The sequence below is a fragment of the Bradyrhizobium sp. BR13661 genome, from assembly GCF_029892425.1.
In the GTDB taxonomy this organism is placed as follows: domain Bacteria; phylum Pseudomonadota; class Alphaproteobacteria; order Rhizobiales; family Xanthobacteraceae; genus Bradyrhizobium.
This window is the reverse complement of the sequence record NZ_JARXWB010000017.1, coordinates 17417-42830: the sequence shown is the minus strand read 5'-3', so window position 1 is coordinate 42830 and position 25414 is coordinate 17417. Positions and strand designations below refer to the sequence as shown.

Genomic DNA, 25414 nt, shown 5'->3' with positions numbered 1-25414 from the left:
CGGGCATGACGATGGAGCGTGTGGCAGGTTGTGGGCTCGCTAATCCTCGTACGACGAAATCTCGATCAGGCTCCCGTCCGGATCCCGGCAATAGACCGAGCGCAGCGTGCCGCGGGCGCCTTGCTTGCGAACCGGGCCTTCCTCGATCGCGACGCCGTTTGCCTGCAAATGCGCCACGACTTCGTCCGGTGTGGCCGAGGTGAGGAAGCAAAGATCCTCGCTGCCGGCCGTCTGGTGGTCCGCGGTGAACCACTCCGCCTTGTCGGCGTCACGCGGGCGGACATTGATCTTCTGTTGACCAAATTGAAGCGAGGTCCGCGGCGCTTTGCCGCCGCCGGGGTCGAACACCCTCACTTCCATGCCGAGGATTTTGCGGTACCACTCGGTGGTAACTGCGACGTCGGCGACGTTGATGACGAGGTGATCGAGCGCCTGAACCTTCACCGGCATGCCTTATCCTTTCGTCGCCATGCGGCTCGCGCACTTTCCGCAAGTAGCAAGCTTTGTTACAACGCCGCCGACGCCGTTTTCAAGACAACCGGTCTTCAAGAACAACGCCTTCAAGAACAACACTGGGAGAATCCTTGAGATGATCACTCGCCGTACTGCGCTCGGCCTGCTCGCCGCCACTCCGCTTGCAGCCAGCCCGCTGTCGAGGGCTTTTGCAGCGGATTATCCGTCGCGGCCAGTGAAGTTCGTGGTGGGTTATCCGCCAGGCGGCGCCACCGACATCCTGGCGCGCTTGATCGGCCAGCGGCTGTCCGAGCGGCTCGGCCAGCAATTCGTGGTGGAGAACAAGCCAGGTGCCGGCAACAATATCGGCACGGAATCGGTCGTGAACGCCGAGCCGGACGGCTACACCGTGCTGCTGGTCAATCCGGCGAACTACATCAACGCGACGCTCTACGCCAACCTCAAGTTCAACTTCGTCCGCGACATCGCGCCGATCGCCGCATTCCAGCGCACGCCGAACGTGATGACCGTCAACAAGGACGTGCCGGCCAAGACCGTCGCCGAGTTCATCGACTACGTGAAGGCCAATCCCGGCAAGGTGAACATGGCCTCGTCAGGCAACGGCACTTCGGTGCATCTGTCCGGCGAAATGTTCATGGCGATGACCGGCTGCAAGATGCAGCACGTGCCTTATCGCGGCGCTGCGCCCGCGATCACCGACATGCTCGGCGGCCAGGTGCAGGTGATCTTCGACAACATGCCCTCGATCATTCAGCACATTCGCTCCGGCTCGCTTCGCGCGCTCGGCGTCACCACGGCACAGCGCTCGCCGCAACTGCCCGACGTGCCTACCGTCGGTGAGACCGTGAAGGACTACGAGGCGAGCGCGTTGTTCGGCATCGGCGCGCCGAAGAACATGCCCAAAGACCTGATCGCCAAGCTCAACAATGAGATCAACACGCTGATGAAGGAGCCCGAGATGACCAAGCGCCTGGTCGAGCTCGGCGGCGATCCGCTGGTCGAGACGCCTGAGGCGTTCGGCCAGCAGATCGAGGCCGAGACCGCCAAGTGGAAGAAGGTCGTCGAGTTCGCGGGCCTCAAGGTCGAGTAGCGATCTCGTGATTGAACTGGAATGGAGCCCTGCCGAAAGGCGGGGCTTTTTCTTTTGCGGGTTCATGCTTGACGACGTTCCGTTTGCGCTTATAGTAAACCGTATGGTTAAGTATCAGGATGAGACGCTCGATCGCACCTTTGCGGCGCTGTCTGACCCGACGCGGCGCGCATTGCTGGCTCGTCTTGGCGAAAAAGACAGCCTGTCCGTGAGCGAGCTGGCGGCGCCGTTCGCAATCTCGCTGCCGGCGATCATGAAGCATCTCGACGTACTCAATGATGCGGGCCTGATCGTGCGCGAGAAGACCGGGCGCACGGTGTCCTGCCGGCTCACCGCGCAGCCGATGGAGCAGGCGATGAACTGGCTCAATCGCTACGCACAATTCTGGTCCGACAGTTTCGACCGCCTTGCCGCCTTTGTGGAGGACAAACCATGGTCAACACAGCCGCCAACGCCGCCGAACGGACAATCGAAGGTCCGAGCCTCACGCTCACGCGCCGGCTCCGGGCGCGGCCGGAAAAAGTCTTCGCCGCCTGGACGCAAGCCGAGCAATTAGTGCAATGGTTCGGGCCGCCGAACATGAAGCCGGCGACGCTGAGCGCCGAGCTCGATGTCCGCGCCGGCGGCCGTTACCGCATCTCGTTCACGCGCGACGACGGCGAATATTTCGAGGCCGGCGGCATCTATCGCGAGGTCGTGCCGAACGAGCGGCTGGTTTTCACCTGGGCCTGGCATTCGACGCCCGAGCGTGAATCGCTCGTGACGATCACGCTGAAGCCCGACAGCGCCGGCACGCTGATGATCTTTCATCATGCCCAGTTCTTCGACGAAACCGCGCGCGACAATCATCAGCGTGGCTGGAGCTCGTTCTTCGACAAGCTCGAGAGCTTCGTCGCCTGAACCCTGTCAGAGGAGGATGCCATGCAGCAGCATCAAATCGTCTCGCGCGAGCAATGGGTCGCAGCTCGCAAAGCTCATCTGGCGCACGAGAAGGCGTTCTCGCAAGCCCGCGAGCGGCTGGCCGAGGAGCGCCGCGCATTGCCCTGGGTGAAGGTCGACAAGAACTATGTGTTCGACGGGCCGAATGGCAAGGTGACGCTCGGCGATCTCTTCAAGGGGCGTCCGCAGCTCGTGGTCCAGCACGTGATGTACGCAGCCGATTGGGACGCCGCCTGCAAGAGCTGCTCTTTCTGGGCGGATGGCTTCGAGCGCATGGTGCCGCATCTGGCGGCGCGCGACACGACGATGGTCGCGATCTCGCTGGCGCCGGTCGCAAAGCTCGAAGCGTTCAAGAAGCGGATGGGCTGGAGCTTCGACTGGGTGTCGTCAGGCGGCAACGACTTCAACTATGACTACGAGGTCTCGTTCACACGCGAGCAGATCGAAAAGGGCGTGCCGAAGTACAATTTCGGCACCACGCCGTTCTATGGTCCGGAGCTGCCGGGCATCAGCGTATTCTATCGCAACGAGGCCGGCGAGATCTTCCATACCTATTCGTGTTTCGCCCGCGGCCTCGACATGATGAATGCGGCCTATCAGTATCTCGATCTCACCCCGCTCGGCCGTCACGAGGAGGGCCTGCCCTATCCGATGGATTGGGTCCGCCTGCGCGACCAGTACGAGCCGCAAGCGAACGGCGCGTGCTGCCACGGGTGAGGGGGCGATAGGTTCACAGGGGTCGTCCTGGCGAAAGCCAGGACCCATACCGCGGAATCTATCGACGGCGCGTGATCTCAGTACCGAAGCCCCAGTCTTCGCCAAGCTCCTTCTTGGGGTAATGGGTCCTGGCCTTCGCCAGGACGACATCGGAGGATAAGGCTCGGTCTGCGGCCAGCTACTTCTTCGCGTCAGCCTCTTCCGTGCCCTTGCAGGAGATCAGCATCGTATAAGCCCGCGCGTTGCCGGCGATTTCGGGGGTCTTCAGCTCGCCCTTCGGCTCGGCCGTCTGGTAGGGCACCACCGAATTGTCGAGGAAGTCGCGCAGCGCTCCGGTCTTGATGGCGAAATTGATGTTCTCAGGGATGTCGCCGGTCAGCGCGGCAATGCGCAATCCGGGGATCTTTCCGGTGACCACGCCCACGATCTGACCGCTGGTGTCGAACAGCGGGCCGCCGCTATTGCCGGGCTGCACCGGCGCGCTGATTTGCAGGAAACGCGTGTCGTTGCGCATGCCGCTGAGCGAGCTCACGATCCCGGTCGTCACGGTGAAGTCCGACGTCAGCAAGCCGTGATAGGGAAAGCCGATCGCGACGACGGAATCGCCGGAGTGGAAGGAGCGATCGCGGATCCGGGCAAAGTCCTTGAATGTCGCCGTCACCGTCGGCTGCAACAAAGCCAGATCGTTGTTCGCATCGGCAGACACGACGCGCAACACCATCGCGGCTTCGCCGGTGAGATTGCCCTTGAGCTCGCTGCAACCGTCGATCACGTGGTTATTGGTGACGATGTGTCCGCTCGCGCTCACCACGAAGCCGGTACCAAAGCCGCTGCTACTCCTGGTCCCTTTGCCGGACTTGCCGGCTGGCGGTTGGCCTTGCTTGTCTGCGGTGGCCGCCGGCTTCGCCGCGCCCTTGGTGAAATCGCCGGCCTTGTCGAGCCCGTCGGCCTTCACCTTGGTCACGCAATTGGCCAATGCGGCGATCGCTGGCCCGGTCGACCTTAGGTCGAAGTTCAGGACAGCATGGCCGGCTGTCGCCACCATCAGGCTCGCCTTCTGAAACGTACGCACGACGTTGAGCGGCATGACGGCCGTGAGCATGTCGGGCCGGAACGCCGTTGCGAACAGCCTGGCTTGCTCCTGCCCGTCAAAGGTCACGTCGATCGCGGCGTTCTCGCCCGTGTTGAAGTGGTAGCTGGGACTCGCGAAGGCGAGCGACCATATGCCGGCGGCATTTTGGCTCACGACGAGGATGACCCCGTTCGCATAAGGCGCCGTCGCTGCGCAATGGGAGAAGGCGCCCGTCTCGTCGTTGCTGAAGGCGCCGCCGGTCCAGCCGCCGACATTGACGGTGCCAAATGGTCCTTTCGCATGCGCTGATCCAACAAGGCACACCAGCAGCAGAGCTGCAGCGACAGACGACCTCAACCACATGACTTTCCCCCGGAACGCTTGGGTCGCATCTTACCTGCGTGAGCCCGTGTGGCGCAACCGGCAGTTGTTCGCACAGGTCCTGCCCCCCGGCAAAGCGACTTTCAGGCTTGCCTTTGCTTTGTAATGCGGTATACTTTGCGATACAAAGTGACCGGGCAAGCCGGTCCGTGAGCGTGGGTGGAGCGGAGCTTTGGCGTTGCCGATGCGCGATCTCGACAAGGCACTGGCCGACATCGTGGCGATCCGCAGTCAGATCGCGGCCGGCACGGCGTTCCGCGGTTACGGTCCGGCGACGATGGCCGCGACCGGCGCGGTGGCGCTCATGACCGCGATCCTGCAGTTCTGGCTGCTCGGCGATCCCACAAGCGAACCGCTCGGCTTCTTTCTCGGCTGGTTCTTGGCGGCGACGGTGTCCGGAGCGATGATCTGGATCGAGATGCGTGCGCGTTCGCGGCGCCATCATTCGGGTCTTGCCGACGCCATGATCCACCAGGCCGTCGAGCAGTTCCTGCCCGCGGGCGTCGCCGGCGTTCTGCTTGCGGTGGTGATGTGGAAGTTCGCTTCCGAGACGCTGTGGCTGCTGCCGGGGCTATGGCAGATCCTGGTGTCGCTCGGCATTTTCGCGTCGGTCCGCTCGCTGCCGCGCAGCGTCGCGTTCGCCGGGGCCTGGTACTTCATCTCGGGCTTTGCCGTGGTGGTGCTGGCGAGCCGCACTCATATGCTGTCGCCATGGACCATGGGACTGCCTTTCGTGATCGGCCAGTCGGTGATGGCGGCCATTCTGTATTTCGCGTCCGGAGACAATGATGCCGAAGACTGACAGCGCGCCTTTCTCCTATGAAGGGCTCGACCGTGTGATCCACGAGAAGGCGAGGCTTGGCTTGCTGACCTCGCTGATGGCGCACCCGAAGGGGCTTGCGTTCGCCGATCTGAAGCAGCTCTGCGGCCTCACCGACGGCAATCTCAGCCGGCACCTCGCCGTCCTCCAGGAGGCAGGCCTCGTCGAGGTGACCAAGGGTTATGAGGGCAATCGCCCGCACACGACGTGCCGCCTGACCAAGACCGGTCGCCGCCGCTTTCTCGACTATCTCGCCGTGCTCGAACGGCTGGTGCGCGACGCCGCCAAGGCCGCCGGCCGCGAGACGCCGCAGCTCGGTCGTCTCGGCATTCTCTCGACCTGATCGTCCCCTTTTTTTGACCGGAGACTTTGCGATGCAAAGTGACGTCACGTCCCCCAACGAGAAGCTTCATGTCGGCATCATCATGGACGGCAACGGACGATGGGCGACACGGCGCGGCCTGTCGCGCGTCCGCGGCCACGAGGCCGGCGTCGAGACCATTCGCCGCATCGTCGAGGCCGCACCCAAGCAGGGCATCGGCACGCTGACGCTCTACGCGTTTTCGACCGACAATTGGCGTCGGCCCAAGGCCGAGGTCGCAGCACTGATGACGCTGCTGCGCTTCTATCTCGCCAATGAAGTGCAGAGCCTGGTGAAGAACGGCGTGCGGCTCAACGTGATCGGCCGTCGCGACCGCCTGCCCGACGGCATCGCCAACGCCATCGCGCGTGCCGAGGAGGCCACAGCTCATGGCAGCACGCTGCATCTGCGCATCGCCGTCGACTATTCGGCGCGCGATGCGATTCTGAACGCCGCGGCGAGGGCCGCTGCGCTGACCAGCCTCACCCGCGAGGCCTTCTCGCAGCTCGTCACCGGCGAGGCGGGCTTGCGCGACGTCGATCTCATCATCCGCACCTCGGGCGAGAAGCGGCTGTCGGACTTCCTGCTCTGGGAAGGCGCCTATGCCGAACTGCATTTCACCGAGCGGATGTGGCCCGAATTCGACGCCGGCGATCTCGCCGCCGCGCTCGCCTCCTTCCATGGCCGCGAACGTCGCTTCGGTGGCCTCCAGGCGATCATGCCCGAAGAGGTGCCTGCCCTTTCCCGAGCGTGACGCTGAGGCGGCGCAGAGCAAGCGCTTCCGCCACGATTTCCTGCGCTGTCATCAGGTTCGGTCGGGCGGAGGCATGCTCAAAAACCGCTGCATGTTTCCACAGATCGTGCTCTACTGCGATCCGCGACAGGAGTATGCGGCGATGCGCTCAGTCCTTGACTATTGCACCGGCGGAACGGAGCGGCAGGTTGCGGCCGGCACGCACCTTCTGACCGAGGGCGGCGCCTCCGGGCATCTCTATGTGCTGATGCAGGGCAAGCTCGAGGTGCTCAAGGGCGAGATGGTGGTCGCCACCGTTGCCGAGCCCGGTGCGGTGCTGGGCGAGATGTCCGTATTGCTGGGCGTGCCGCATACGGCCACCGTGCGGGCCTGTTCCGACGCGGTCGTTTACGAGTTCGAGGATGCTGCCTCGCTGCTCAAGCAGAAGCCGGAGCTCGCGCTGTTGCTCGCGCGCATGCTGGCGCAGCGGCTCAACGTCGCCAACACCTATCTCGCCGACCTCAAGCGGCAATATGCCGGCCACGGCACGCATCTCGCCATGGTCGGCGAGGTGCTGCAGAGCATGATCAACCTGCCGCCACTCGAGGTCTCGCCAGGCTCGGATCGGCAATCCGACCCAAGGATGTGAGCCATTCCGGCGGCTCCTCGATATAGGATGCCGGCCGCTTCAGCGGCGCGTTGAGATCGATCCACTGCGCTTCGCCGGCCGCCAGCCAGAACGCCTTGTTGGCATCCAGATCCAGCACGATGTGCGTCGGCGGCCGTCCCGGTTGCAGGCCGGCGTTGAACACCCAGGTCTGGCCTATCAGGTCGTACCATGAGCCGTCCCTGATGAAAGGCGATTGGTGCACATGGCCCGAGATCACCATCGCGGGCTGATATTGCATGATCCACTGCACCAGCTCGACGTCGCCGAAGAAGCGCTTGCCGCCCCAACTGGTCGGTGAATTGGCCGGCGGCGCGTGATGGGCCCAGATCCAGCGCTGCGGACGGTTGAGCGAGGCATCGTGCAGCTGGTCGGCAAGCCGCTGCTTCACCAGCGGTCCGTCCCACCACGGGCACACCGTGAACAGCGTGTCGCCGATGGTGAGATTGTCGCCGTCGCAGACGATGCCAAGCTCGCGCACCTCCGAGATCCAGCGCGAGATTTTCTCGCCCTCCGCATTGCGCTCGTCGAGATCGTGATTGCCGGAGCAGAGAATGACCCTGGTCTTTGCTGCGATCAGCGCAAGATACTTTTTCACCACCACGATCTGCGCGCGGAAATCCACCATCGAGCCGATGTCCAGCGCATCGCCGGCGAAGATCACGAGGTCGAATTGCGGCGCCGCGCTGACCAGCCAGTCGAGCTGCGGCAGCGAGTAGTGCAGATCGGCCACGACCAGGCAGCGCATTGAAAATCCGTCGAAGGGAGCGTGAAAATGTCAGGGAATTCCAAAATCTTATAGCGCAGGAAGCAGGACCTGCCACTGCATCAATCAAGGCAGCATGCTGCGGCGCATGACGTCGCGCAAGCGTCGTTAGCGCCGCAGGGCTGGACCAGATCGTTGAATTCTGCTGTCGTCAAGGGCCTTCAACGCCGGTGATCGCATGCCCTCCTTCAAGACCATTCGTGCCCGCGCCGAGAAGCGCAAGGGCGGCCCCAAGGCGCTCGACAAGCTGATGCCGGACAAGCCGGACCTGAAGCGGCTGGCCAAGCTTGGTGATGACCGTATCCTCGCCGAGATGACCAGGCGGGTGTTTTGCGCAGGCTTTGCCTGGAGCGTGATCGACGCGAAGTGGGACGGGTTCGAAGACGCTTTCCTGCGCTTCCAGCCGGCCAAGCTTTGCTTCCAGCCTGAGGATTATTGGGAGGGCCTGCTGCGCGATGCGCGGATCGTGCGCAACGGCGCCAAGATCATGTCGGTGCGCGACAACGCCGCCTTCGTGCAGGAGATCGCCAAGGAGCATGGCAGCTTCGGCAAGTTTCTGGCGAAATGGCCGCCGTCCAACGAAATCGGCCTGCTCGATCTGCTCACCAAGCGCGGCTCCCGGCTGGGCGGCAACACCGGCCAGATGCTGCTGCGCTTCGTCGGCTGGGACGGCTTCGTCACCTCGAAGGACGTCGTCGCCTGCCTGCGCGATGCCGGTCTCGACATCGCCGAAGAGGTCAAGTCGAAGGGCGATCTCGCCAAGGTGCAGGCTCAGTTCAACGCCTGGGCCGAGGAGACGGGTCTGCCGTACACCCATCTGTCACGCATCTGCGCGCTGTCGGTTGGCGAAATCAGCAGCGAGTAGCTGACCAGACGGTCAGCGCTCACACGATCGTGGAGATCGTGTGTTCCGCTCTGTCCGCGCGGCAGCCGCCATGCGCGATCACGAATTGGGATTTGCAGGAACATTTGTACGCAGCACCCGTTCGGGAGTTTGAGCCAGGCGATCAGGCGCAGGGAACACGTGCGCTCCGGCCAAAACCCTGGTTCATGCCACGAAACGCGAATGACAGAACGGAGCAGCCCATGAAGCTCACATCCGAACAAGTGAAGCAGACCGTCGACCAGCTCGGCGCCCAGGTGCTGCCCGACGAGCATCCCGCCATGTCTCAACTCAACAGCATGTTTGGAGAGCATACCTTCTTCGTCGACGAGATGGGCTTGAAGGTGCTTGAGCCAACCCCCTCGCTCAGCGCGGAGCGCGAGACCGGCGAAGTCGTCAGTCTCGCCGATTGGAGCGATGCGGATCTGACGCGGCTGATGGCGCACGAGCCCGAGCCGACCGGTGTGATCGTCGTGTTCGAGCATGTCAGGCACTGACACCGCACGATTGCTTCGCCGCGCGCATGCGGTCCGCGCCGCATGCCGTGGCCTCACCCGCGCCGCTCCGGCGCATAGTCGAGCGGCAGCACCGTCGTCGCCTTGATCTCCTGCATGACGAATGACGAGGACACGTCCGCGAGGGTGATCCTCCCGATCAGGCGCTGGTAGAGCCGGTCATAGGCGGCAACGTCCGGGATGACGGCCTGCAGCAGATAATCGACATCGCCGGTCATGCGGTAGACGCCGATGATCTCCGGAATGTCGCGCACGGCGTTCGAGAATTGGGCGAGCCAGGTCGCGCTGTGTTCGGTGGTGCGCAGCGCGATGAAGGCGGTCAGGCCGACGTTGATGCGGCTCGCATCGAGCAGTGTCACGCGGCCCTTGATGATGCCGTCATCCTCGAGCCGCTTGATGCGGCGCCAGCAGGCGTTGCGGGATAGCCCGGCCCGCTCGCTGAGCTCGTCCAGCGACAGGGCCGCATCATGCTGAATCAGGTTGAGCAGCTTGCAATCTGTTTCGTCCATTATCCCAATAATAGAGGATATTTTCGTCCAAATTCAACCGAATTAGCGCATTTGATGTGAGGTCTGGGACTTATTCCTGGTCCGAATCCCCTAAACATGGAGGCCAACCTCGCTTTGGAGCCTCGCATGCAAGCCACCCTGCACCGGCTGTTCCTGTCCCACCCGCAGAGTGTCGATGAATCCTATGGCGAGCATTTCCTGTTCGCGCTCGGCTTCGCGGCCCGCCTGTTCGGCGCCGCATTGGCGGCCCTGGTGCACGCCGTCATCCCCTGCCTGTTCGAGACCACCGCAAGCCGCATGATCCGGCAGATGCACGAGCGCATTGCGCGCCGCGGCCACGCGCTACAGCCGGCCGAGTAGCCGGCGGCCGGTTTCTGCCGTCATCCGCTCAGCGACCACTCCCGACAGTCGCAACTCATTCGAACGAATATCGGCCGAGAAATCGTGCGTCTGTCGCCCATTCATAGGCAAGCGCGCCGACGAAAACGCCGAGCGCTCCCATCAAGCCGATCAAAATAACAGTCAACAGGACACCGCTGAACTCGATCACGGAGTAAAGCTTGAACAGTGTCCAGCTGTGGCCGAAGACTCCGAAGGCGAAGAACGCCGCCTTTGCCGAAGCCGGACCGAATGGCAGTCCGGGGCGCAAGCTCACATACATCAGGCCGGCCCACAGCCCGACCATGAAGAGGGTCGCGTATTGCGGCGCCGTCACAGGGCGGGCGAACAGAGCCGCTGCCTGACCAAGGCTGCCCTGCAGCAGCAGAGCCCCGATGCTGTAGGCCGATGCGAAGCCGCAGGCTATGAGAAGAATGGCGAGCCAAGGCTTGCGGCTCGCACGCGCCGGTTCTGGATGGTCTCGACCTAGCGCCAGGCCGATCAACCACCCACCGAGTGCCAGTGCCGCAAGGTCCAGAGCACCATTCAGAAGCGCCTCGCCTGCCGTAGTGCCGAAAAGCGTAGCACTATTGAGGAAACAGAACGCCCACAACAGCCCGAGCAACACCCCGAAGGTGAGACCATTCCATCCGCTCCGGCCCGGCCAGCGCCGTTGCACCATCGCAAAGAACACCGCCATGAGAATGAGCGTTGCCAGTGCGTACACGAGTTGGGCTGCCTTGTGCGTGCCGGAGACGACGAACCAGCTTCGTTGCAGGCTTTGAGCCAGACCTTCCGGCGGGTAATAGTCCAGCGACGGAAGAACGAGCCTGATAGCGCCCCAGACGGCCATCGTCGCAATGATGGCAGCCGCCGTACGCCAAATCTCTTGTCTCACCGGCATGACCGCCCTCCGCCAGCATGTCTCCTGGCACGCTGGCTCCTGCCGCGTCTTGATTCGAATCAAGGACGTTGTTTCCGAGACGAGGAGCTGACGGGGTGCACTGGCCGATCATTGGTAGCCGCCTCTCACCGCAATCTCGTTGCTTCCACTGACGCGACGATCATAACCGGGCTTTGCCTCGGCGATCGCTTCGCCGTGGCGCTATGATGCCGCGGCCGCGCATACGGTCCGGTCCGACAGCAAGCGACGAACTGCGATGTTGCCCTACGGAGCCGAAAGCACGTTGCCGAAATATGCCAATTCTGGCATATTTCGGTCATGAAGGAGGTGCGATGGCACGGCAGCAACCGATCCGATGTTGAAGCATTTCCGGTCGACGCCCGCCGCGAGGCTGGGTAATCAATTGTTTCTGGTTCAGATCGGCGAAGAACCGTCCGACTGGAAGCCGATGACGTCTATCGGCCCTGGTGTTCGCGAGATCAGGGTACGTCAAGCGTCGGGCGCATATCGCGTCATCTATCTGGCGACCATTGGCGATGCTGTTCACGTCCTGCATGCGTTCCGGAAAAAGACACAAGCAACGGCCAAGCGCGATATCGACCTCGCCAGGGCACGACTCAGACAGATCAGGTGACCACGATGGCAAAGTCCGTATTTCACGACCTGTTCCCAGCGGAAGAAGCGGCCGAGCTTGAAATGCGCGCCAAGCTGCTCTCCGGGATCAATAAATGGCTGAGCAGGTCCTCTCTGACGCAAGTCGAGGCGGCGAAGCGCCTCGGCATCACTCAGGCTCGCGTGTCGGAGATCAAGAACGGAAAGATCAACCGGTTTAGCCTGAGCATGCTGGTTCGGCTTGCGGAGCGCGCAGGGCTGCGCCCCGGAATCAGATTCCAGAAGGCAGCATGAAGGCGCTGCCTGCGCCCACCATGAGGCCCGAGGAGGTGATGCGCAATCTCGCGCACATGTCGTCTCGTCACGTGCGGCTTTCGGCGGCTTGATGCGGTCTTCGCGAACGATCGGCCATGATATCGCGCGAAATCGTAAAGTGGCGCGCCATTCAGAACAAAACAGCGAACTCATATGTAATTGAAATACATATGTAATTTCTAGTCTAGTCCTTGAAGATTGCCCTACGTCTCGAAATGTATCGCGCGGATGGTCGCGTGAATTAAATTAGAGTTGAAGGTCGGCGCAGTTGGCCGAGATCCTTCAATACGGGACAATAAGCACCCAGGACCCAGATCTGATCGCCGGATGCGTGCAAACGACAGAACTCTCCTGCCGCATGCTCACCGTTCCTGAGTTGCTGCAAAAGCCTATCGTACTCGCAAGCATGGCTTTCAGTAGCGGGAGCAAACATAGAGTAGGAACGACCGGTCACTTGGTCGTCCAAGTAACCCATCAGCTGGAGAAACGATTGGTTGGCGCAAAGCACGATGCCGTCGAGATCGAGTTCGACGATCGCCTGGGACCGCTCAAGCGCTGCCAATTTGTGTCTAAGCAGCGCCGGCGCGACTTCACTCATCACTTATCGCCTCGTCGTCAACCATATCACTTAGGCCGCTCGCACCGTCTCCAGGAACTTTGCCACCTCTGATCGAAGTAGTTCAGATTGCTGAGAGAGCTCTCGGGAGGCATCTAGTACGTGTGACGCGGTCAACCCCGCTTCGCCAGCAGCGCGACTGACCTTTTCGACGCTTGTCGATACGCTCTGCGTACCATGCGAGGCTAACTGCGCATTCCTCGAAATCTCGCCAGTGGCTGCACTCTGCTCCTCTACGGCTGACGCGATAGCCGCGGACACCTCCGTCATGGAACGAATAACGTCGGTAATCTCAGATATCGCTTTGACCGACTCGGATGTCGAACTCTGAATATCCGAGACTTGGCTCGCAATTTCAGCCGTAGCCTTGGCCGTCTGCTCCGCCAGACCCTTGACTTCGGAGGCTACCACCGCGAACCCGCGACCAGCCTCACCCGCTCGCGCGGCTTCAATCGTAGCGTTCAATGCAAGAAGATTTGTCTGGGACGCGATGTTAGTAATCAGATCAACAATTGTCCCGATTCTCTGTCCAGCCGAAGAGAGTTGGTCGATCTTCCTAGCGGCATGCTCGGTGCCTTCGGCCGCCTTGCCGGCGATAGCAGCCGAATCGTTCACTCGCCGGCTGATCTCCGCAATCGAGCTCGAAAGCTGCTCGGCTGCCGCAGCCACCGCGTTTACGTTGGCGGTAGATTCTCCCGATGCGCTTGCAGCCATTCCCGACTCATCCGCCGTTAGGTTCGTCGCGCTCTGAAGGCTTTGAGCAGACGCTTGGAGTTCTGTCGCCGCGGATGCAACGATACTAACGACCCCACCGATCGCGCCCTCGAAATTCGTGGCAATCGTGTTGAGGGTATGGATGCGATCACGGCGGCCCGCCTCGATATAAACGGAGATAGCGATGTCCATATCAAGCATCGCGGCCCGGAGAATCGCCTTTTGAAGACTTGCTCTCTTTGCCCGTGTCTGGGTCTCAAAACGACCCACGGGCATCTTCAATGCGATTTCCTCGAGCAGATCCGACGCGAGCGCGTTGTAGCCTCCGATGTACCAACGCGGCTCAAGCCCCAGCTTGTTGTGAACTTCGCCAATCTTGTTGACAGACGCTTCATACGTTTCGTCGAACGCGCCGTCGAGAATGATTGCCCAATGCTTAAGTTGCATTTCCTTTGCGTGCATCATGTGCGCGCGATTGCGAAAGAACGCTGACGTCGATGGGTACTTCTCCAAGTGATCGTAAAATCCATCGAGAATTGATGGCATAACACTCAATACAAAAGCCTTTCCGCTCCTGAGCGCGGCAACGGCCTTGTCGTCGATTCGATGAAAGCGGATGCGCTCGGCAATCGTAGAATTGCTCATTCTATCGCTCCTGATGATGCGGAATTTTGCCGAGAATCGAGCGGCACGTTGCTTGCGCCTCTTCGATTTCGTCGATCATTTGCGCGTCCCGCTGAATGTATAGTTCGTTTTTAAGGGGAAGGGATTTTCGGGTCGCCTGGAGTTCGACCATTCTCGAATGCAGAAGCTCAAGCATCTGCTCAAGATCAACGAAGTTCTCACACAACTGAAATACGGAGGCGCGACTAGTCTTGACTTGCTCAGTCGGAAGGCTCGACGCGCGTCGTTCGCTACATGCGAAAGGTATTAGTTCACCCATGGCGTCCTCAGAATGTTTCTTACAAAAAATGGGGCAATCGCCAGTAGAAGAATTTAACCTGAATTCGTTGCCGGATCACAAAAGTGCGTATCGGAATCTTGCACCCCGTAGTTGCGCGGTGAAAAATTGTTCATGTTCTACTCGTCGTACTTTGCGACAAGACTATGCACTCGGGCGCGGTCGGGCTGACATCGGCTTCCGTGGCCGACGCAGCTCGTACTCCGCGGCATTTCTCTTCGCAGTGATTGCATTCGCCGACGGTGTGCGTGAGCTGTCTGGCACGCGCGCATAGCCCGCCGGCTTCCCCAGCAAGCCAATGCCATCTCGCAGCGAGATCAAACAACTCGGCTTGGACAACTGGTGGGAGAGATGCAGCACGAGCGTGCTTTTCAGTTTCATCAGCAATCAGTCTGAGGCGCGCAATTGTCGGGATCATGGCGTTTCTCCGAATGAGCAAATGATCATCGCGAAGAAGGTTTGAAGCAACTCCGGTCATTTACGTATCTCCGAAACGTAGTGAACGGTTGGCTTTACGAATCCGCAATCCGACGTTGTCACGACAATTTACGACGGACACTCTTGCGCAGCACCGGCTTGTCACGTAGGTCGATCCCAACAATTGGGGAATCGCCAACCCAGGCCAACGATCTGGCGAACGACTAAACTTTGCACGACTCCCAAGGCATGTTGGATATCATCCATTGTCAGCCTTCGTACATATCGGAATTTTGCAAACCGCTTCGCCGACGCGAAACCTCGCTATACGGGGTCACAATACCGCCGGACGACGAGTCATGTCTTATGCGATGCTGAAACAATCGCCGCATCGCAAATTGAAACGCTATGCTGAACCCGCCAAAATAATGCTTGTCAGGTCAATTCTGCTGATGCCCGTTGCATGTTAGCAGCCATGTCCGCGGTAACGATGCTCTGCTCTTCAACCGCTGCAGCGGTAGAAGCAATAAACTCATTAACCCCTTCTATCGCAGTCTTGATTGCAGTTAGGGATTCTGCGACATCACCAGCAACAGAATTGAGCGCATCGATCTCCGACGAAATCGTGTCAGTTGCCTGCTTTGCTTGATTGGCAAGGTTCTTGACTTCCGAGGCTACCACCGCGAAGCCTCGCCCAGCTTCGCCTGCGCGGGCCGATTCGATTGTGGCATTGAGGGCGAGCAGGTTGATTTGCCCGGTAATGCCGGCAATTAAGTCGACTATGCCCCTCATAGATTGGGCCGCCGCATTTAGCCGGTTCGCTTGACCGTCAGCTGCATCGACGCGACTGACTGCGAACTTAGAGTTCTCGCGCGACTTCGCCATGGTCTCGGAAATTTCGCGGATCGACGCGCTCATTTCCTCGCTGCCGGCCGCGACCGCGTCGATTAGCCCGCGCGCATTCTCGGCCTTCTTGCGGCCGATCGCGAGAGCAGTCGTATCGGTGGCATATTTGACGACTTTGTAAGGTCTACCGTTGAGATCGAGTATCGGGTTGTAGGAGCCCTGGATCCAAACCTCGCGGCCGCCCTTGGCAATGCGCTTGTATTCGGCGGCCTGGTATTCGCCTCGATTGAGCGCCTCCCAGAACTGGCGGTATGCGGCTGAGTTCTTTTCGTTCGGCTCGACGAACATTGAGTGGTGCTGGCCCTTGATCTCGGCCATCGAATAGCCCATCGCGCTCAGGAAATTCTGGTTGGCGGCACGGATCGTGCCGTCCATGTTGAACTCGATCACCGCCTGCGACTTCTGGATCGCGGCGAGCTGGCCGTCATTGTCGGCTGCCTTCATCTTCTGGGCGGTGATGTCGGTTGCGAACTTCACGACCTTGAACGGCTTGCCGGTCTCGTCGAGAATCGGATTGTAGCTCGCTAGAATCCAGATCTCGCGGCCACCCTTGGCGATTCGCTTGAATTCGGCCGCTTCGAACTCGCCGCGGTTCAGCTTGGTCCAGAGCGCCGCATAGGCCGCGCTGGCGCGATCCTCCGGCGTCACGAACATGCTGTGATGTTTGCCCTTAATCTCGTCGAGCGAATAGCCCATCGCGCCGAGGAAGTTCTCGTTGGCGGTGATAATGGTGCCGTCGGTCTGAAATTCGATGACGGCCTGCGCGCGGTTGACCGCAGCGATCTTGCCTGCATCTTCCATGGTCTTGATCTTGTACGCCGTGATGTCGGTAGCGAACTTGATGAAGGAGACCACCTTGCCGTTCTCGTCGAGCAACGGCGCGTAGGAGGCGTGAACCCAGACCTCCTTGCCGTTCTTGCCGAACCGCTTGTACTGCGTGGTCTGAAACTCGCCGCGATTGAGGCTCGCCCAGAAATCACGGTAGCGCGCGCTCTCGCGCTCGGCCGCGCTGACGAAGATGCTGTGATGCTTCCCTTTGATCTCCGCGAGCGAATAGCCGCTCATCTTCAGGAGATTTTCGTTGGCGTCGAGAATGGTGCCGTCGAGGGCGAATTCGATCACCGCCTGTGATCGGTCGAGCGCCTCGACTTCCGCGACGGCGTGCTTGACCTTCTTGTTTTGGAATATGGACATAAGTCGTGCGCCCTTTCCAACCAATTTCCAATCGAACAAATTGATCTTGACGCTATCTTGCTGAGCGAGCCGGCCATGAGGCGTGAAACGGATGGTGCGCTCACATCCGGATACCGATGCGTCAGGTCGATAATTTCGCCCGGATATCTGTTTAACTCTCAATCGTGGTGATAGTAGCTCGGGACTGTTAGCGAAGCAGAAACGTTTCTATCGAAATTTTGCAGAATTTTAGAAATAGCCAGAAAAATCAAGAAGAGCCTTCTCGATCGTTGAACGCTCCCCGCGATTGCTCTCCTAAAGTCCGCGGTTCGGTATTGCGTCGATCCTCTTTCGCAGCCTCTAGAGCCATTCGGGACCATTCTCTAGCCGCTGCTTGCCACTCCAGTATTGAGCGAACTTCACGGGACCGCTCCGCGTTTTCCTCACAGAGCCGTGCGTATTCCCGAAATTGCTCGAACCGGGTCAGCATGATGTTTAATCTTATCAGTTAGTCTGCGTTGCTCGTTGACACGGATCAACTCTGAAGCATCGCAGCATGCAGTGGATGCGTGTTACGGGTTCGTTGCCCGACGGTCAGATTCCAGATGATAGTTTTGGGTCCGGCTTGCGGTGCCCTGTCGTATGCGGCTCGATGAGATTATCGTGATAGTGCTTCAATCAATTCGAACTTAAGGCCTTCCGTAATCGTCAGCGGATCAAAATGCATCCACAGCAACATTGGGATTCGCCGCAAAGACAATCGCTCGTTGAACGGACCGACCTTTCGTAAACTGCCGAGCATGTCGGACATTTGGTGATGATCATCGGGGAATCGTAACTTCGATTCGTTTGAGGGCGTCAGGAGCCGAATACCGCAGGCCGGGAAAAAGTGGCAAGAGCCATGCAAATCCGAATTTTAAGGCAATCCCTCGCTCAAATTCGATAGCCAACTTGGTTAATTTTTTACTTTCCTCTGAGAAACTAAGGCAATTGAGCCTTGGAGGTCTCCCATGAACATTTCCGGCATTGCCTCGTCGTCGACTTTGAACGCCGTCTCGGGTGCGAGCTATGGCGGCCCGCCACGGCAGAAAATGTCGAACCTCTTTGATTCAATCGATACCAGCGGATCGGGAAGCATCACGCAGAGCCAGTTCTCGCAGGCCTTTCAGACCAAAAACCCTCCCGCCGTCTTCCAGAAGCAGGGAGCGGACGCGATTTGGTCTTCCCTGGATCCATCGGGTAGCGGATCGGTGTCGAAGCAGGACTTCGTTTCAACCATGTCCCAGTTGATGGCGTCCCTCCGCGCGGAAGGTACATCACAAGGTGGCTCGGCGTCGTTGTCAGCCAGTCTTCAGTCGCTAAATCAAATCGATTCCGTTTCGCCAAACAGCGCGCCGGGCAGCCTGGTCAACTACAGCGCCTGAAGCTCGATCGGCTCTGTACCTCCGAAGGCGCCTTCGGAGGTGACGACAAGGCAGCGGACGCCAAGCTGCTTAAGCCAGGTTACGCCTTGCTCGCCTTTGAGCATCGCAATGGTGGAGAGGCTTCCGGCGACGAGGCATCGATCTGAGATGATCGTTACTGACGAAAGCCCCTGAACAGGCCATCCCGTATGTGGATCGAGGATATGGCAGTACCGCCGTCCCTCGTATTCCAAGTATCTTTCATAGTCTCCACTGGTCGCGAGCGCTCCGTCGGTGATCGCCACCTTTGCGATCACCAAGTTCGGTTCGCGCGGGTGACGAATACCAATCATCCATGGCGATCCATCTCGTTGGGGCCCGATCACACGTATGTCCCCGCCCAAATCAACAAAACCGTGACGCGCACCGAGCGCCAGGCAGATTTCGGCAGCCCGATCAGCAGCAAACTCCTTTCCGAGACCGCCGAAATCGAGTTCTTGCCCGGCTTGCAAGAATTGCAGTCGCCCATCTGACAGCAAAACCCTGTCGAGCCCGATGAGAGGCAAGACCTCGTCGATCATTTTCTGGTCCGGCGGTCGCGAAGCGGAAAAATTCCAGACCCTGCGAAGGACGCCGGATGTGATGTCGAACCGGCCATCGCTCTTCGCGAGGCAGGCTTTGGCATAATCCACGAGTGCGGCGGTCTCCTCGTCGATTTCGACGCTCCCCCCATACGCTGCAGCCGCATTGATTCGAGAAAGCTCACTGTCGGCGCGGTAGCGCGAGAACCGTCGCTCAATTCGGACGACTTCGCCTTCTGCCACTTCGGCGAAACGCTCAAATTCGGCGACGGTATCAGCGTCAAAATGCACGCTGCAATCCGAACCCATGGCAAAGAAGCTATGGCTGAAGAGTGCCATGGCTCAGTATCGCCGTTGCGCGACGGCAAGCTGCTCGCCCGTCTGCAATCCCTGCGGGGTTTTCACCCATGAAAAGCCCTGGTCTCCCATTTCGTCGCCTCGGTCAAGAGCGCACGCATGTATGAACGATCGGAAGGCGCGTCGGTCAAAATCAGACGGAATGCTTGCCAGATTGAAATCGATCCCGTCGCATTTCGCAATAGAGTAAATCCGATAGCGATCGCGAGTACCTTGGCTCTTGATGGGCGCCGAGAGCGAGCGCTGTGTGGCCGAAAAAAGCCGTCGTTTACAGATTTCCAGCGAGGGCTATGCGACTATTGCGAACCACGTGCAATCTTGCGCCACGGATTATTGGTCGTGATCCGAGATTATTGACGAAGTGCACAATTGAGGGACGGATGAAAACTTGTCTTGTTAAACGGCCATCTACGTGAAGCTCATCGTAATCATCGCCGCCAACGCGCACATTGATGTGGACCGGCGCGAAAGCGCCGGGCAACGTGGCGGATGCGAGCAGAACCATGCGGAAGAGTTCGAGCGCCGACTAGCTGTCGCTTTCCGCTATGCGCCTGGTTCCGACCAAGAGGACACGACACTTACTACCTTCGCTGGCTATTTGGTGGAAGAACCCGCGATTTACGTATTTGGCAATTAGCTCAGATTGAGCTCGATCATCGATAAGCGCCGCCCCTTCGACGATGTTTTGCAAGCGGTAAGCGTAGATGTCTTTCCGATTTTAGGGGCGAATACTTCCCGGCGTTGCCGGTCGCGTTGTCGATTAGAAAGACGAATCGTGCAAGCAGCGCGCCCGAACTAATCCCGGTGACGAGATCGAAAGCAGGCCGATTGCCAGCGTCCCCCAACCGGCAAGCAGACCTGAGCCGAATGCACCGTCCTCGGCACCGCCTGATATTGAGAAAGTTCAGCGCACTCGCGGACGGACTAGACAACTCTAAAGCGGAATCTCGGCGGGCTTGCCGAAGGGCGAAGTCGGGAGACACTTCGTCTCCCCAATATCGGATCCCATGAAATCCTTCGGGTTTAATCCTCGCGTCGGCTTGGGCAGCTGATCTTGGCGCAAGCCGATCGTCGCCTAACCAAATCTGTGCGTTCTCGAAATTTCCTTGAGGCAGATTTTCCAGTGTATGCGCGGTACTCTAGACGACGAGACATTCCGGCAACAGATGAAGGATTGCCGCCGCATTTATTGACTCTTCTTTGCTGAATTCCGATAGGCATAAGTAGTTCACCGGAGGTGTCCTCCGCCTCGTCTAAAACTAGTTTGCGACGCTCGTCGAAGTTAGCGTTGGCAATGCCTGGCAGTCGCAAAAAGAATAATCCGCCTATTCTAATCTGCAAGGAATGCAGACGCGCAATGGACTACCTCGCGACACTCCCAAAGATTGCAAAGCTGCCAGCAGTGCATGCCTACAGGTGCCTGCCTTGCCGAAGAGTGGACGCGATCAATCTAGAGTGAGCTCAATGGGACGTTTGCGAAGCCAGATAGCCATCACAGCTGGCTTGCCTTGATCCGCGCCATTTGGAGACCGCGAAAGATAGCGGAGTGCTGAGCGAACAAAGCGTTCTTTGCCTCCCCTCCTCGCACTGGTCGATGACAGCTGTGGTCTTTATCACGAAATTTGCGAGCTGATTCAGGAGTTCGGTAATATGTCGGTCCGCAACTTCCCCGAAAAACCGACAAAGCTGGCTCGGTACGTTGCGGAAAACGACTCAGAACAATCGCGAAATTTTGACCAAAGCGGTTACGGACCGACGTCGAGCCGAATGAAACGCCAGAATGCGTCCCGTTTTGTACTCGCCCTTCTGAGCCGCACTCTCAACAAGCCAACAAACCGATTGCGAAGAACAGGCGGGCCACGGCGCCTTCCGCGGCGCCTGCATTTTCAAGCGCATCCTTCCACTAGCCTTCAACTTAGCGGTCCATTGGCCCCTGTCAGTCAAATGTCAGCTAAAATCCGGCATATTGGAACAACACCAGATCGAACGGTGTTCGTGTCGTCGGTGTCTAGCCCATTCCCAAGCGTGAATCGCGAGAAATGCAGGAAATGGCAGAATGGAGTGCAAGGATGGCCTCGCGCGCATCGCTCGGAGCCAGTCTGACAGGCGCAGCGATGACTGCGATGCTGGTCGCGTTTTGCACCTCGCCAGCTTCAGCGCTGAACGACGAAGATTGGGATACCTGCGCACGTTCCGCTGACCTATCATCTGATCGTCCCATCCGAGGATGCACGGCGATCATCTCCGCAGGCGAGCGGATTCTCGCCCAATTGGTCGCCGCTTACAACAATCGTGGGCTTGCCTTCAGGGCGAATGGAGATCTGGACCGCGCCATAGGGGACTACGATCAGGCTATTCGCTTGATGCCCGACCACTACGTCGCCATTAGCAATCGCGGCGTGGCGTTGATGGCCAAGGGCGAGTTAGACCGCGCGATCGCGGATTTTGACCAGGCGATTCGACTGAAATCGGACTATCTCGCAGCCTTTGGTGCCCGAGCAGCGGCGAATAGCCGTAAGGGTCTGTTCGACCGCGCTATCGCCGACCTCGACGTGGTCATCAAAGCAGATCCCAAAAATCAGGCTCTCATCCGCGAACGCGGGACGGTTAAGTCAAAAATCGGCGACGGGGTCGGTGCGGAAGCGGATTTCCGCCGAGCAGAGGCCCTGGGCTCCGGCAATACGGCCCCAGTTCGCCCGAAGTGACGCGCGCCCCCGATCTGACATGAAAGGCCGAAAGATCGGCAAAACTTCATCGATAGGGGACGTCGATCACGCCAAATTCCGAAACCGGCACGATCCAATAGACGACCCTAGACCCGACGAAGGCCGCCTTCAGTCGTTCGAGCAGTTCAGCCGCGGCTTGTACCTCAAGGATCGTCCGCACTATCAACTCGTCTGCATGTCCTTTGACCCGCTCGGCTGATGTCTGCAGTCGAACATCGGGACCATGTCCCGCAGCGTCCGATGCGGTGAAACCGGAAACAAGATCGCGTTGTTCGCTCAGATAGTCGAACAACTCGTCCCGGAATGATCGGCCGGCGATCAACGTCAGGCAGACAAATTCGGCACTCATTTGGCCCCCTTCACAATACCACCAAACCGGCGATAGAGGATTGGCAGAAGGATCAGCGTCAATGCCGTCGACGACAACAGCCCGCCAATCACCACGATCGCGAGAGGCCGCTGGATCTCTGATCCCGGGCCGGTCGCAAACAACAGAGGGATCAAGCCCAAAGCCGTGATGCTCGCCGTCATCAGCACCGGCCTGAGCCTGCGCTGGGCGCCGTCAATGACAATGCGCCCCTCCGGCACGCCATGAGCACGTAGCTGGTTGAAATAAGAGACCAGCACCACGCCGTTGAGCACCGCAATTCCGAGCAGCGCTATGAACCCGACGGACGCCGGAACCGAAAGGTATTCGCCGGTAAGCACTAGGGCAAACACGCCGCCAATCACGGCGAACGGGATATTGACGAGGACCAGCAGCGCTTGTCGGATCGAACCGAAGGTCGTGAAGAGCAGTACAAAGATCAGCCCGATCGCCACCGGCACCACGATCGAGAGGCGCGCCGCCGCGCGTTGCTGATTTTCGAACTGGCCGCCCCAGGTCAACCTGTAACCCTCCGGCAGGGGCAGCTCCGTGGCGACCTTCTGCCGGGCCGCTTCGACGAACCCCACCATGTCACGGCCACGCACATTGGCTCGCACAACGCTCATCCTATTCCCATTCTCGCGATTGACCAAAACGGGACCGTCGATGCGCTGAATGCGGGCGACTTGTGAAAGCGCGACGTGCTGACCCGAGGCGAGGGTTAGCGGCAGGCTGGCGAGCAGTGTCGGAGCCTCGCGCGTCGTTTCGCTGCCCCGAACCAGGATCGGCGTACGGCGCCCCTCTTCCAGCACCGTGCCGATCGTGCGTCCCTCGATCTGGGTGCGCAACGAATTGGAGATGACGTCTACGGTCAGGCCGAGCCGTCCCGCCTCCATCCGATTTACGGCGACCGTGTAATATTGGGCACCCTCGTTGAGTGTCGTGTAGACATCCTCAGCGCCGTCGATGCTAGACAAAATGGCGGACAGCTTGCTCGCAATCTCATTGAGCTTAGCGATATCAGGTCCGAAGATCTTCACTGCGACATCGCCGCGGACGCCGCTGATCATTTCCTGTACGCGCATGTCGATCGGTTGCGTAAAGCTGAGCGATAGCCCCGGGAAATTGGCGAGCACCTGCCGTAGCTCTTCAATCAGGGCAGATTTCTCGATTGTCTTCCGCTCTTCTGCGGGCTTCAGAACCAGGAACGTGTCGGTCTGGTTAGGTCCCATCGGATCAAGTCCGAGCTCGTCTGACCCGGTCCGGGCTACGATACTTTTGACGTCAGGGACCTTCGCGAGGATGGCTGACTGAAGTCGGGCGTTGATCGCAATCATTTCGTCCAGCTTGATCGATGGCAGCGCCTCGACGCTGACGATGATGTCGCCTTCGTCCATCGTCGGCATAAACGTCTTGCCGAGCTGGGTGTAGGCATAGCCGGCAGCAACGAGGGTCGCTATCGCCGCGATGATTACTTTACGCTCATTGTTCAGAGCCCAAGCAAGTGCAGGTGCATAAACCCGCGACGCGATCCGGATCAGCCACGGTTCGTGGTGCGACGTGCTCTTGAGGAGAAACGACGTGGCTACCGGAATAACCGTGAGCGCCAAGAGAAGCGAGCCACCGAGCGCAAAGATGATCGCGAGCGCCACAGGGATGAACAACTTCCCTTCAAGCCCCTCCAGCGTCAGTAGCGGCACGAATACGATCATGATAATCAGCACGCCCGAGGCGACCGGCTGGAGCACCTCGGAAACAGAGCGGTAGATGATATGGACGAGCGGGGCCGCTTTTCCCTGCGGTTCCTTGCTGAGATTGCCAACGACGTTCTCGACAACAACCACAAGCGCGTCGATCAGCATGCCGATAGCGATGGCAAGGCCGCCCAAGCTCATCAGGTTTGCCGACATGCCGACTATGCGCATGACGATAAGGGCGATCACGATCGCGAGCGGCAGGCTCAAAGCGATTACCAAGGAGGCGCGCCAGTTACCGAGAAACAGTAGGAGGAGGACGACGACAAGGACGGTTGCTTCACCAAGTGCGCGGATAACGGTACCAACCGCGCGGTCAACCAGCCGGCCACGGTCGTAGAAGACCTGGATGTTGACACTCCTAGGAAGCGATTGCTTGATCTCGTCAAGCCGCGCCTGCACATCGGACACGAGTTGGCGCGCATTGGCGCCCCGCAGCCCAAGAACAAGGCCTTCGACCGTCTCGCCGTGGCCATCCGCGGTGACAGCGCCGTACCGCGTCAGTGCCCCTAACTGGACGCGAGCAATATCCTTGACCCGGATCGGAACGCCATCTTTGGTATCGACGACGATTTGCCTGATGTCGTCAATGGTCCGAATGCTGCCTTCGATACGCACAAGAGCGCTGTCTTCGCCCTGATTGACACGGCCGGCGCCGTCATTGCGGCTGTTCGTCTCGATCGCGCGCCGAAACATCTCGTAGGAAATGCCCCGAGCTGCAAGCGCATCGCTGAGCGGAACAATTTCAAAAGCCCGGACATGGCCCCCGAGCGCATTGACGTCGGCCACTCCTGGTACAGTCCGCAGCGCCGGACGGATTACCCAATCGAGGAGACTTCGTCGCTCAGCCAGCGAGAGCTCCGCACTTTCGATGGTGAACATGAACATTTCGCCGAGCGGGCTGGTAATCGGAGCGAGACCGCCGGTCACCCCCTCTGGAAAATCGCGACTGATATTGGCCAGGCGCTCGGACACTTGGTTGCGCGCCCAGTAGATGTCAGTCCCATCCTCGAAATCGACTGTAACGTCGGCGAGTGCGTATTTTGTGGTTGAGCGCAGAGTTTTCTTGTTTGGCAGCCCGAGCAATTCAAGTTCGATCGGGACCGTGACCCGCTGTTCCACCTCCTCCGGCGTGAGACCCGGCGCCTTCATGATCACTTTGACCTGGACGGGCGACACATCCGGAAAAGCGTCGATTGGAAGACCAGGCAACAAGACTAGACCAGCGCCGATCAGCAGAAAGACGCCAAGAGCAACGAACAGCCGCTGCGAAAGCGCAAATGCGACAAGACGCTCGAGCACG

General features: G+C 59.6%; 26 protein-coding genes and 1 pseudogene. 16 read left to right on the top strand and 11 right to left on the bottom strand.

Going from position 1 to position 25414, the window contains the following annotated elements; all coding sequences use genetic code 11:
• Positions 1-39: 39 nt before the first annotated feature.
• Positions 40-450: a VOC family protein gene (locus tag M2427_RS25665; protein ID WP_280709584.1), complete on the bottom strand. Its 411-nt coding sequence runs from the start codon at positions 448-450 to the stop codon at positions 40-42.
• Positions 451-589: 139 nt separating this feature from the next.
• Here M2427_RS25665 and M2427_RS25660 point away from each other — a divergent pair, with 139 nt between their 5' ends.
• From M2427_RS25660 to M2427_RS25645, 4 genes are all read left to right on the top strand, one after another.
• The gene (locus M2427_RS25660) at positions 590-1564 is read left to right on the top strand and encodes a tripartite tricarboxylate transporter substrate binding protein (protein ID WP_280709582.1); all 975 of its coding nucleotides are present in this window, start codon (positions 590-592) and stop codon (positions 1562-1564) included.
• A gap of 103 nt (positions 1565-1667) precedes the next feature.
• Positions 1668-2120: a metalloregulator ArsR/SmtB family transcription factor gene (locus M2427_RS25655; RefSeq protein ID WP_348521947.1), complete on the top strand. Its 453-nt coding sequence runs from the start codon at positions 1668-1670 to the stop codon at positions 2118-2120.
• Positions 2120-2464, top strand: coding sequence for an SRPBCC domain-containing protein (locus M2427_RS25650; RefSeq protein WP_280709580.1), 345 nt, complete (start codon positions 2120-2122; stop codon positions 2462-2464). Before M2427_RS25655 ends, M2427_RS25650 begins: the two co-directional genes overlap by 1 nt.
• A 21-nt stretch (positions 2465-2485) precedes the next feature.
• On the top strand, positions 2486-3220 hold the full coding sequence (locus tag M2427_RS25645) for a thioredoxin family protein (protein WP_280709578.1): 735 nt from the start codon (positions 2486-2488) through the stop codon (positions 3218-3220).
• 178 nt (positions 3221-3398) lie between these two features.
• On the opposite strand, the gene M2427_RS25640 is transcribed toward M2427_RS25645, so the two are convergent.
• Positions 3399-4655: a trypsin-like peptidase domain-containing protein gene (locus tag M2427_RS25640; RefSeq protein ID WP_280709577.1), complete on the bottom strand. Its 1257-nt coding sequence runs from the start codon at positions 4653-4655 to the stop codon at positions 3399-3401.
• Between the two features lie 202 nt (positions 4656-4857).
• On the opposite strand from M2427_RS25640, the gene M2427_RS25635 reads away from it, so the two are divergent.
• From M2427_RS25635 to M2427_RS25620, 4 genes are all read left to right on the top strand, one after another.
• Positions 4858-5475: a hypothetical protein gene (locus tag M2427_RS25635; RefSeq protein ID WP_280709576.1), complete on the top strand. Its 618-nt coding sequence runs from the start codon at positions 4858-4860 to the stop codon at positions 5473-5475.
• Positions 5462-5836, top strand: coding sequence for a transcriptional regulator (locus M2427_RS25630; RefSeq protein WP_280709575.1), 375 nt, complete (start codon positions 5462-5464; stop codon positions 5834-5836). The genes M2427_RS25635 and M2427_RS25630 overlap by 14 nt, the downstream gene beginning before the upstream one ends.
• A gap of 31 nt (positions 5837-5867) precedes the next feature.
• Positions 5868-6608 (top strand): di-trans,poly-cis-decaprenylcistransferase, encoded by a 741-nt coding sequence (locus M2427_RS25625; protein ID WP_280709574.1) that lies wholly within the window; start codon positions 5868-5870, stop codon positions 6606-6608.
• Between the two features lie 142 nt (positions 6609-6750).
• Positions 6751-7236: a cyclic nucleotide-binding domain-containing protein gene (locus M2427_RS25620; protein ID WP_280709572.1), complete on the top strand. Its 486-nt coding sequence runs from the start codon at positions 6751-6753 to the stop codon at positions 7234-7236.
• On the opposite strand, the gene M2427_RS25615 is transcribed toward M2427_RS25620, so the two are convergent.
• On the bottom strand, positions 7175-8002 hold the full coding sequence (locus M2427_RS25615; RefSeq protein WP_280709571.1) for a metallophosphoesterase family protein: 828 nt from the start codon (positions 8000-8002) through the stop codon (positions 7175-7177). The two genes, M2427_RS25620 and M2427_RS25615, sit on opposite strands and share 62 nt — an antisense overlap.
• 196 nt (positions 8003-8198) lie before the next feature.
• Here M2427_RS25615 and M2427_RS25610 point away from each other — a divergent pair, with 196 nt between their 5' ends.
• Positions 8199-8885, top strand: coding sequence for a DNA-3-methyladenine glycosylase I (locus M2427_RS25610; protein ID WP_280709570.1), 687 nt, complete (start codon positions 8199-8201; stop codon positions 8883-8885).
• 221 nt (positions 8886-9106) lie between these two features.
• Complete coding sequence (locus M2427_RS25605; RefSeq protein WP_280709568.1) at positions 9107-9400, top strand: hypothetical protein; 294 nt, start codon at positions 9107-9109, stop codon at positions 9398-9400.
• A gap of 53 nt (positions 9401-9453) precedes the next feature.
• Here M2427_RS25605 and M2427_RS25600 read toward each other — a convergent pair whose 3' ends face one another.
• A complete protein-coding gene (locus M2427_RS25600) occupies positions 9454-9939 on the bottom strand; it encodes an Lrp/AsnC family transcriptional regulator (RefSeq protein ID WP_280709730.1) in 486 nt (161 codons plus the stop codon).
• A gap of 114 nt (positions 9940-10053) precedes the next feature.
• Between M2427_RS25600 and M2427_RS25595 the strand changes: the two genes are divergently transcribed.
• Positions 10054-10287 (top strand): DUF6356 family protein, encoded by a 234-nt coding sequence (locus M2427_RS25595; protein ID WP_280709567.1) that lies wholly within the window; start codon positions 10054-10056, stop codon positions 10285-10287.
• Positions 10288-10342: 55 nt separating this feature from the next.
• On the opposite strand, the gene M2427_RS25590 is transcribed toward M2427_RS25595, so the two are convergent.
• Entirely contained in the window at positions 10343-11158 is an 816-nt protein-coding gene (locus M2427_RS25590) for a hypothetical protein (protein WP_280709565.1), read from the bottom strand.
• Positions 11159-11527: 369 nt separating this feature from the next.
• Between M2427_RS25590 and M2427_RS25585 the strand changes: the two are divergent.
• Both M2427_RS25585 and M2427_RS25580 read left to right on the top strand, forming a co-directional pair.
• A pseudogene (locus tag M2427_RS25585) lies at positions 11528-11843 on the top strand (type II toxin-antitoxin system RelE/ParE family toxin).
• Positions 11844-11848: 5 nt separating this feature from the next.
• Positions 11849-12115: an XRE family transcriptional regulator gene (locus M2427_RS25580; protein WP_280709729.1), complete on the top strand. Its 267-nt coding sequence runs from the start codon at positions 11849-11851 to the stop codon at positions 12113-12115.
• A 262-nt stretch (positions 12116-12377) separates the two neighbouring features.
• Here M2427_RS25580 and M2427_RS25575 read toward each other — a convergent pair whose 3' ends face one another.
• The 3 genes from M2427_RS25575 to M2427_RS25565 all read right to left on the bottom strand — a co-directional run bounded on the left by M2427_RS25575 (position 12378) and on the right by M2427_RS25565 (position 16944).
• The gene (locus tag M2427_RS25575) at positions 12378-12734 is read right to left on the bottom strand and encodes a PAS domain-containing protein (protein ID WP_280709564.1); all 357 of its coding nucleotides are present in this window, start codon (positions 12732-12734) and stop codon (positions 12378-12380) included.
• A 30-nt stretch (positions 12735-12764) separates the two neighbouring features.
• The gene (locus tag M2427_RS25570) at positions 12765-14111 is read right to left on the bottom strand and encodes a globin-coupled sensor protein (RefSeq protein WP_280709563.1); all 1347 of its coding nucleotides are present in this window, start codon (positions 14109-14111) and stop codon (positions 12765-12767) included.
• 1168 nt (positions 14112-15279) lie between these two features.
• Positions 15280-16944: a PAS domain-containing methyl-accepting chemotaxis protein gene (locus M2427_RS25565; RefSeq protein ID WP_280709561.1), complete on the bottom strand. Its 1665-nt coding sequence runs from the start codon at positions 16942-16944 to the stop codon at positions 15280-15282.
• A gap of 989 nt (positions 16945-17933) precedes the next feature.
• Between M2427_RS25565 and M2427_RS25560 the strand changes: the two genes are divergently transcribed.
• Positions 17934-18347, top strand: a complete 414-nt coding sequence (locus tag M2427_RS25560) for an EF-hand domain-containing protein (protein ID WP_280709560.1) — start codon at positions 17934-17936, stop codon at positions 18345-18347.
• On the opposite strand, the gene M2427_RS25555 is transcribed toward M2427_RS25560, so the two are convergent.
• Positions 18335-19246, bottom strand: coding sequence for an FAD:protein FMN transferase (locus M2427_RS25555; protein ID WP_280709559.1), 912 nt, complete (start codon positions 19244-19246; stop codon positions 18335-18337). The genes M2427_RS25560 and M2427_RS25555 overlap by 13 nt on opposite strands.
• 430 nt (positions 19247-19676) lie before the next feature.
• Here M2427_RS25555 and M2427_RS25550 point away from each other — a divergent pair, with 430 nt between their 5' ends.
• Together M2427_RS25550 and M2427_RS25545 are read left to right on the top strand one after the other, a co-directional pair.
• On the top strand, positions 19677-19901 hold the full coding sequence (locus M2427_RS25550) for a hypothetical protein (RefSeq protein ID WP_280709558.1): 225 nt from the start codon (positions 19677-19679) through the stop codon (positions 19899-19901).
• Positions 19902-21378: 1477 nt separating this feature from the next.
• A complete protein-coding gene (locus tag M2427_RS25545; protein WP_280709556.1) occupies positions 21379-21969 on the top strand; it encodes a tetratricopeptide repeat protein in 591 nt (196 codons plus the stop codon).
• A 46-nt stretch (positions 21970-22015) separates the two neighbouring features.
• Here M2427_RS25545 and M2427_RS25540 read toward each other — a convergent pair whose 3' ends face one another.
• A complete protein-coding gene (locus M2427_RS25540) occupies positions 22016-22339 on the bottom strand; it encodes a DUF3240 family protein (protein ID WP_280709555.1) in 324 nt (107 codons plus the stop codon).
• Positions 22336-25413, bottom strand: coding sequence for a CusA/CzcA family heavy metal efflux RND transporter (locus M2427_RS25535; RefSeq protein WP_280709554.1), 3078 nt, complete (start codon positions 25411-25413; stop codon positions 22336-22338). The genes M2427_RS25540 and M2427_RS25535 overlap by 4 nt, the downstream gene beginning before the upstream one ends.
• Between the last annotated feature and the right edge of the window lies 1 nt (position 25414).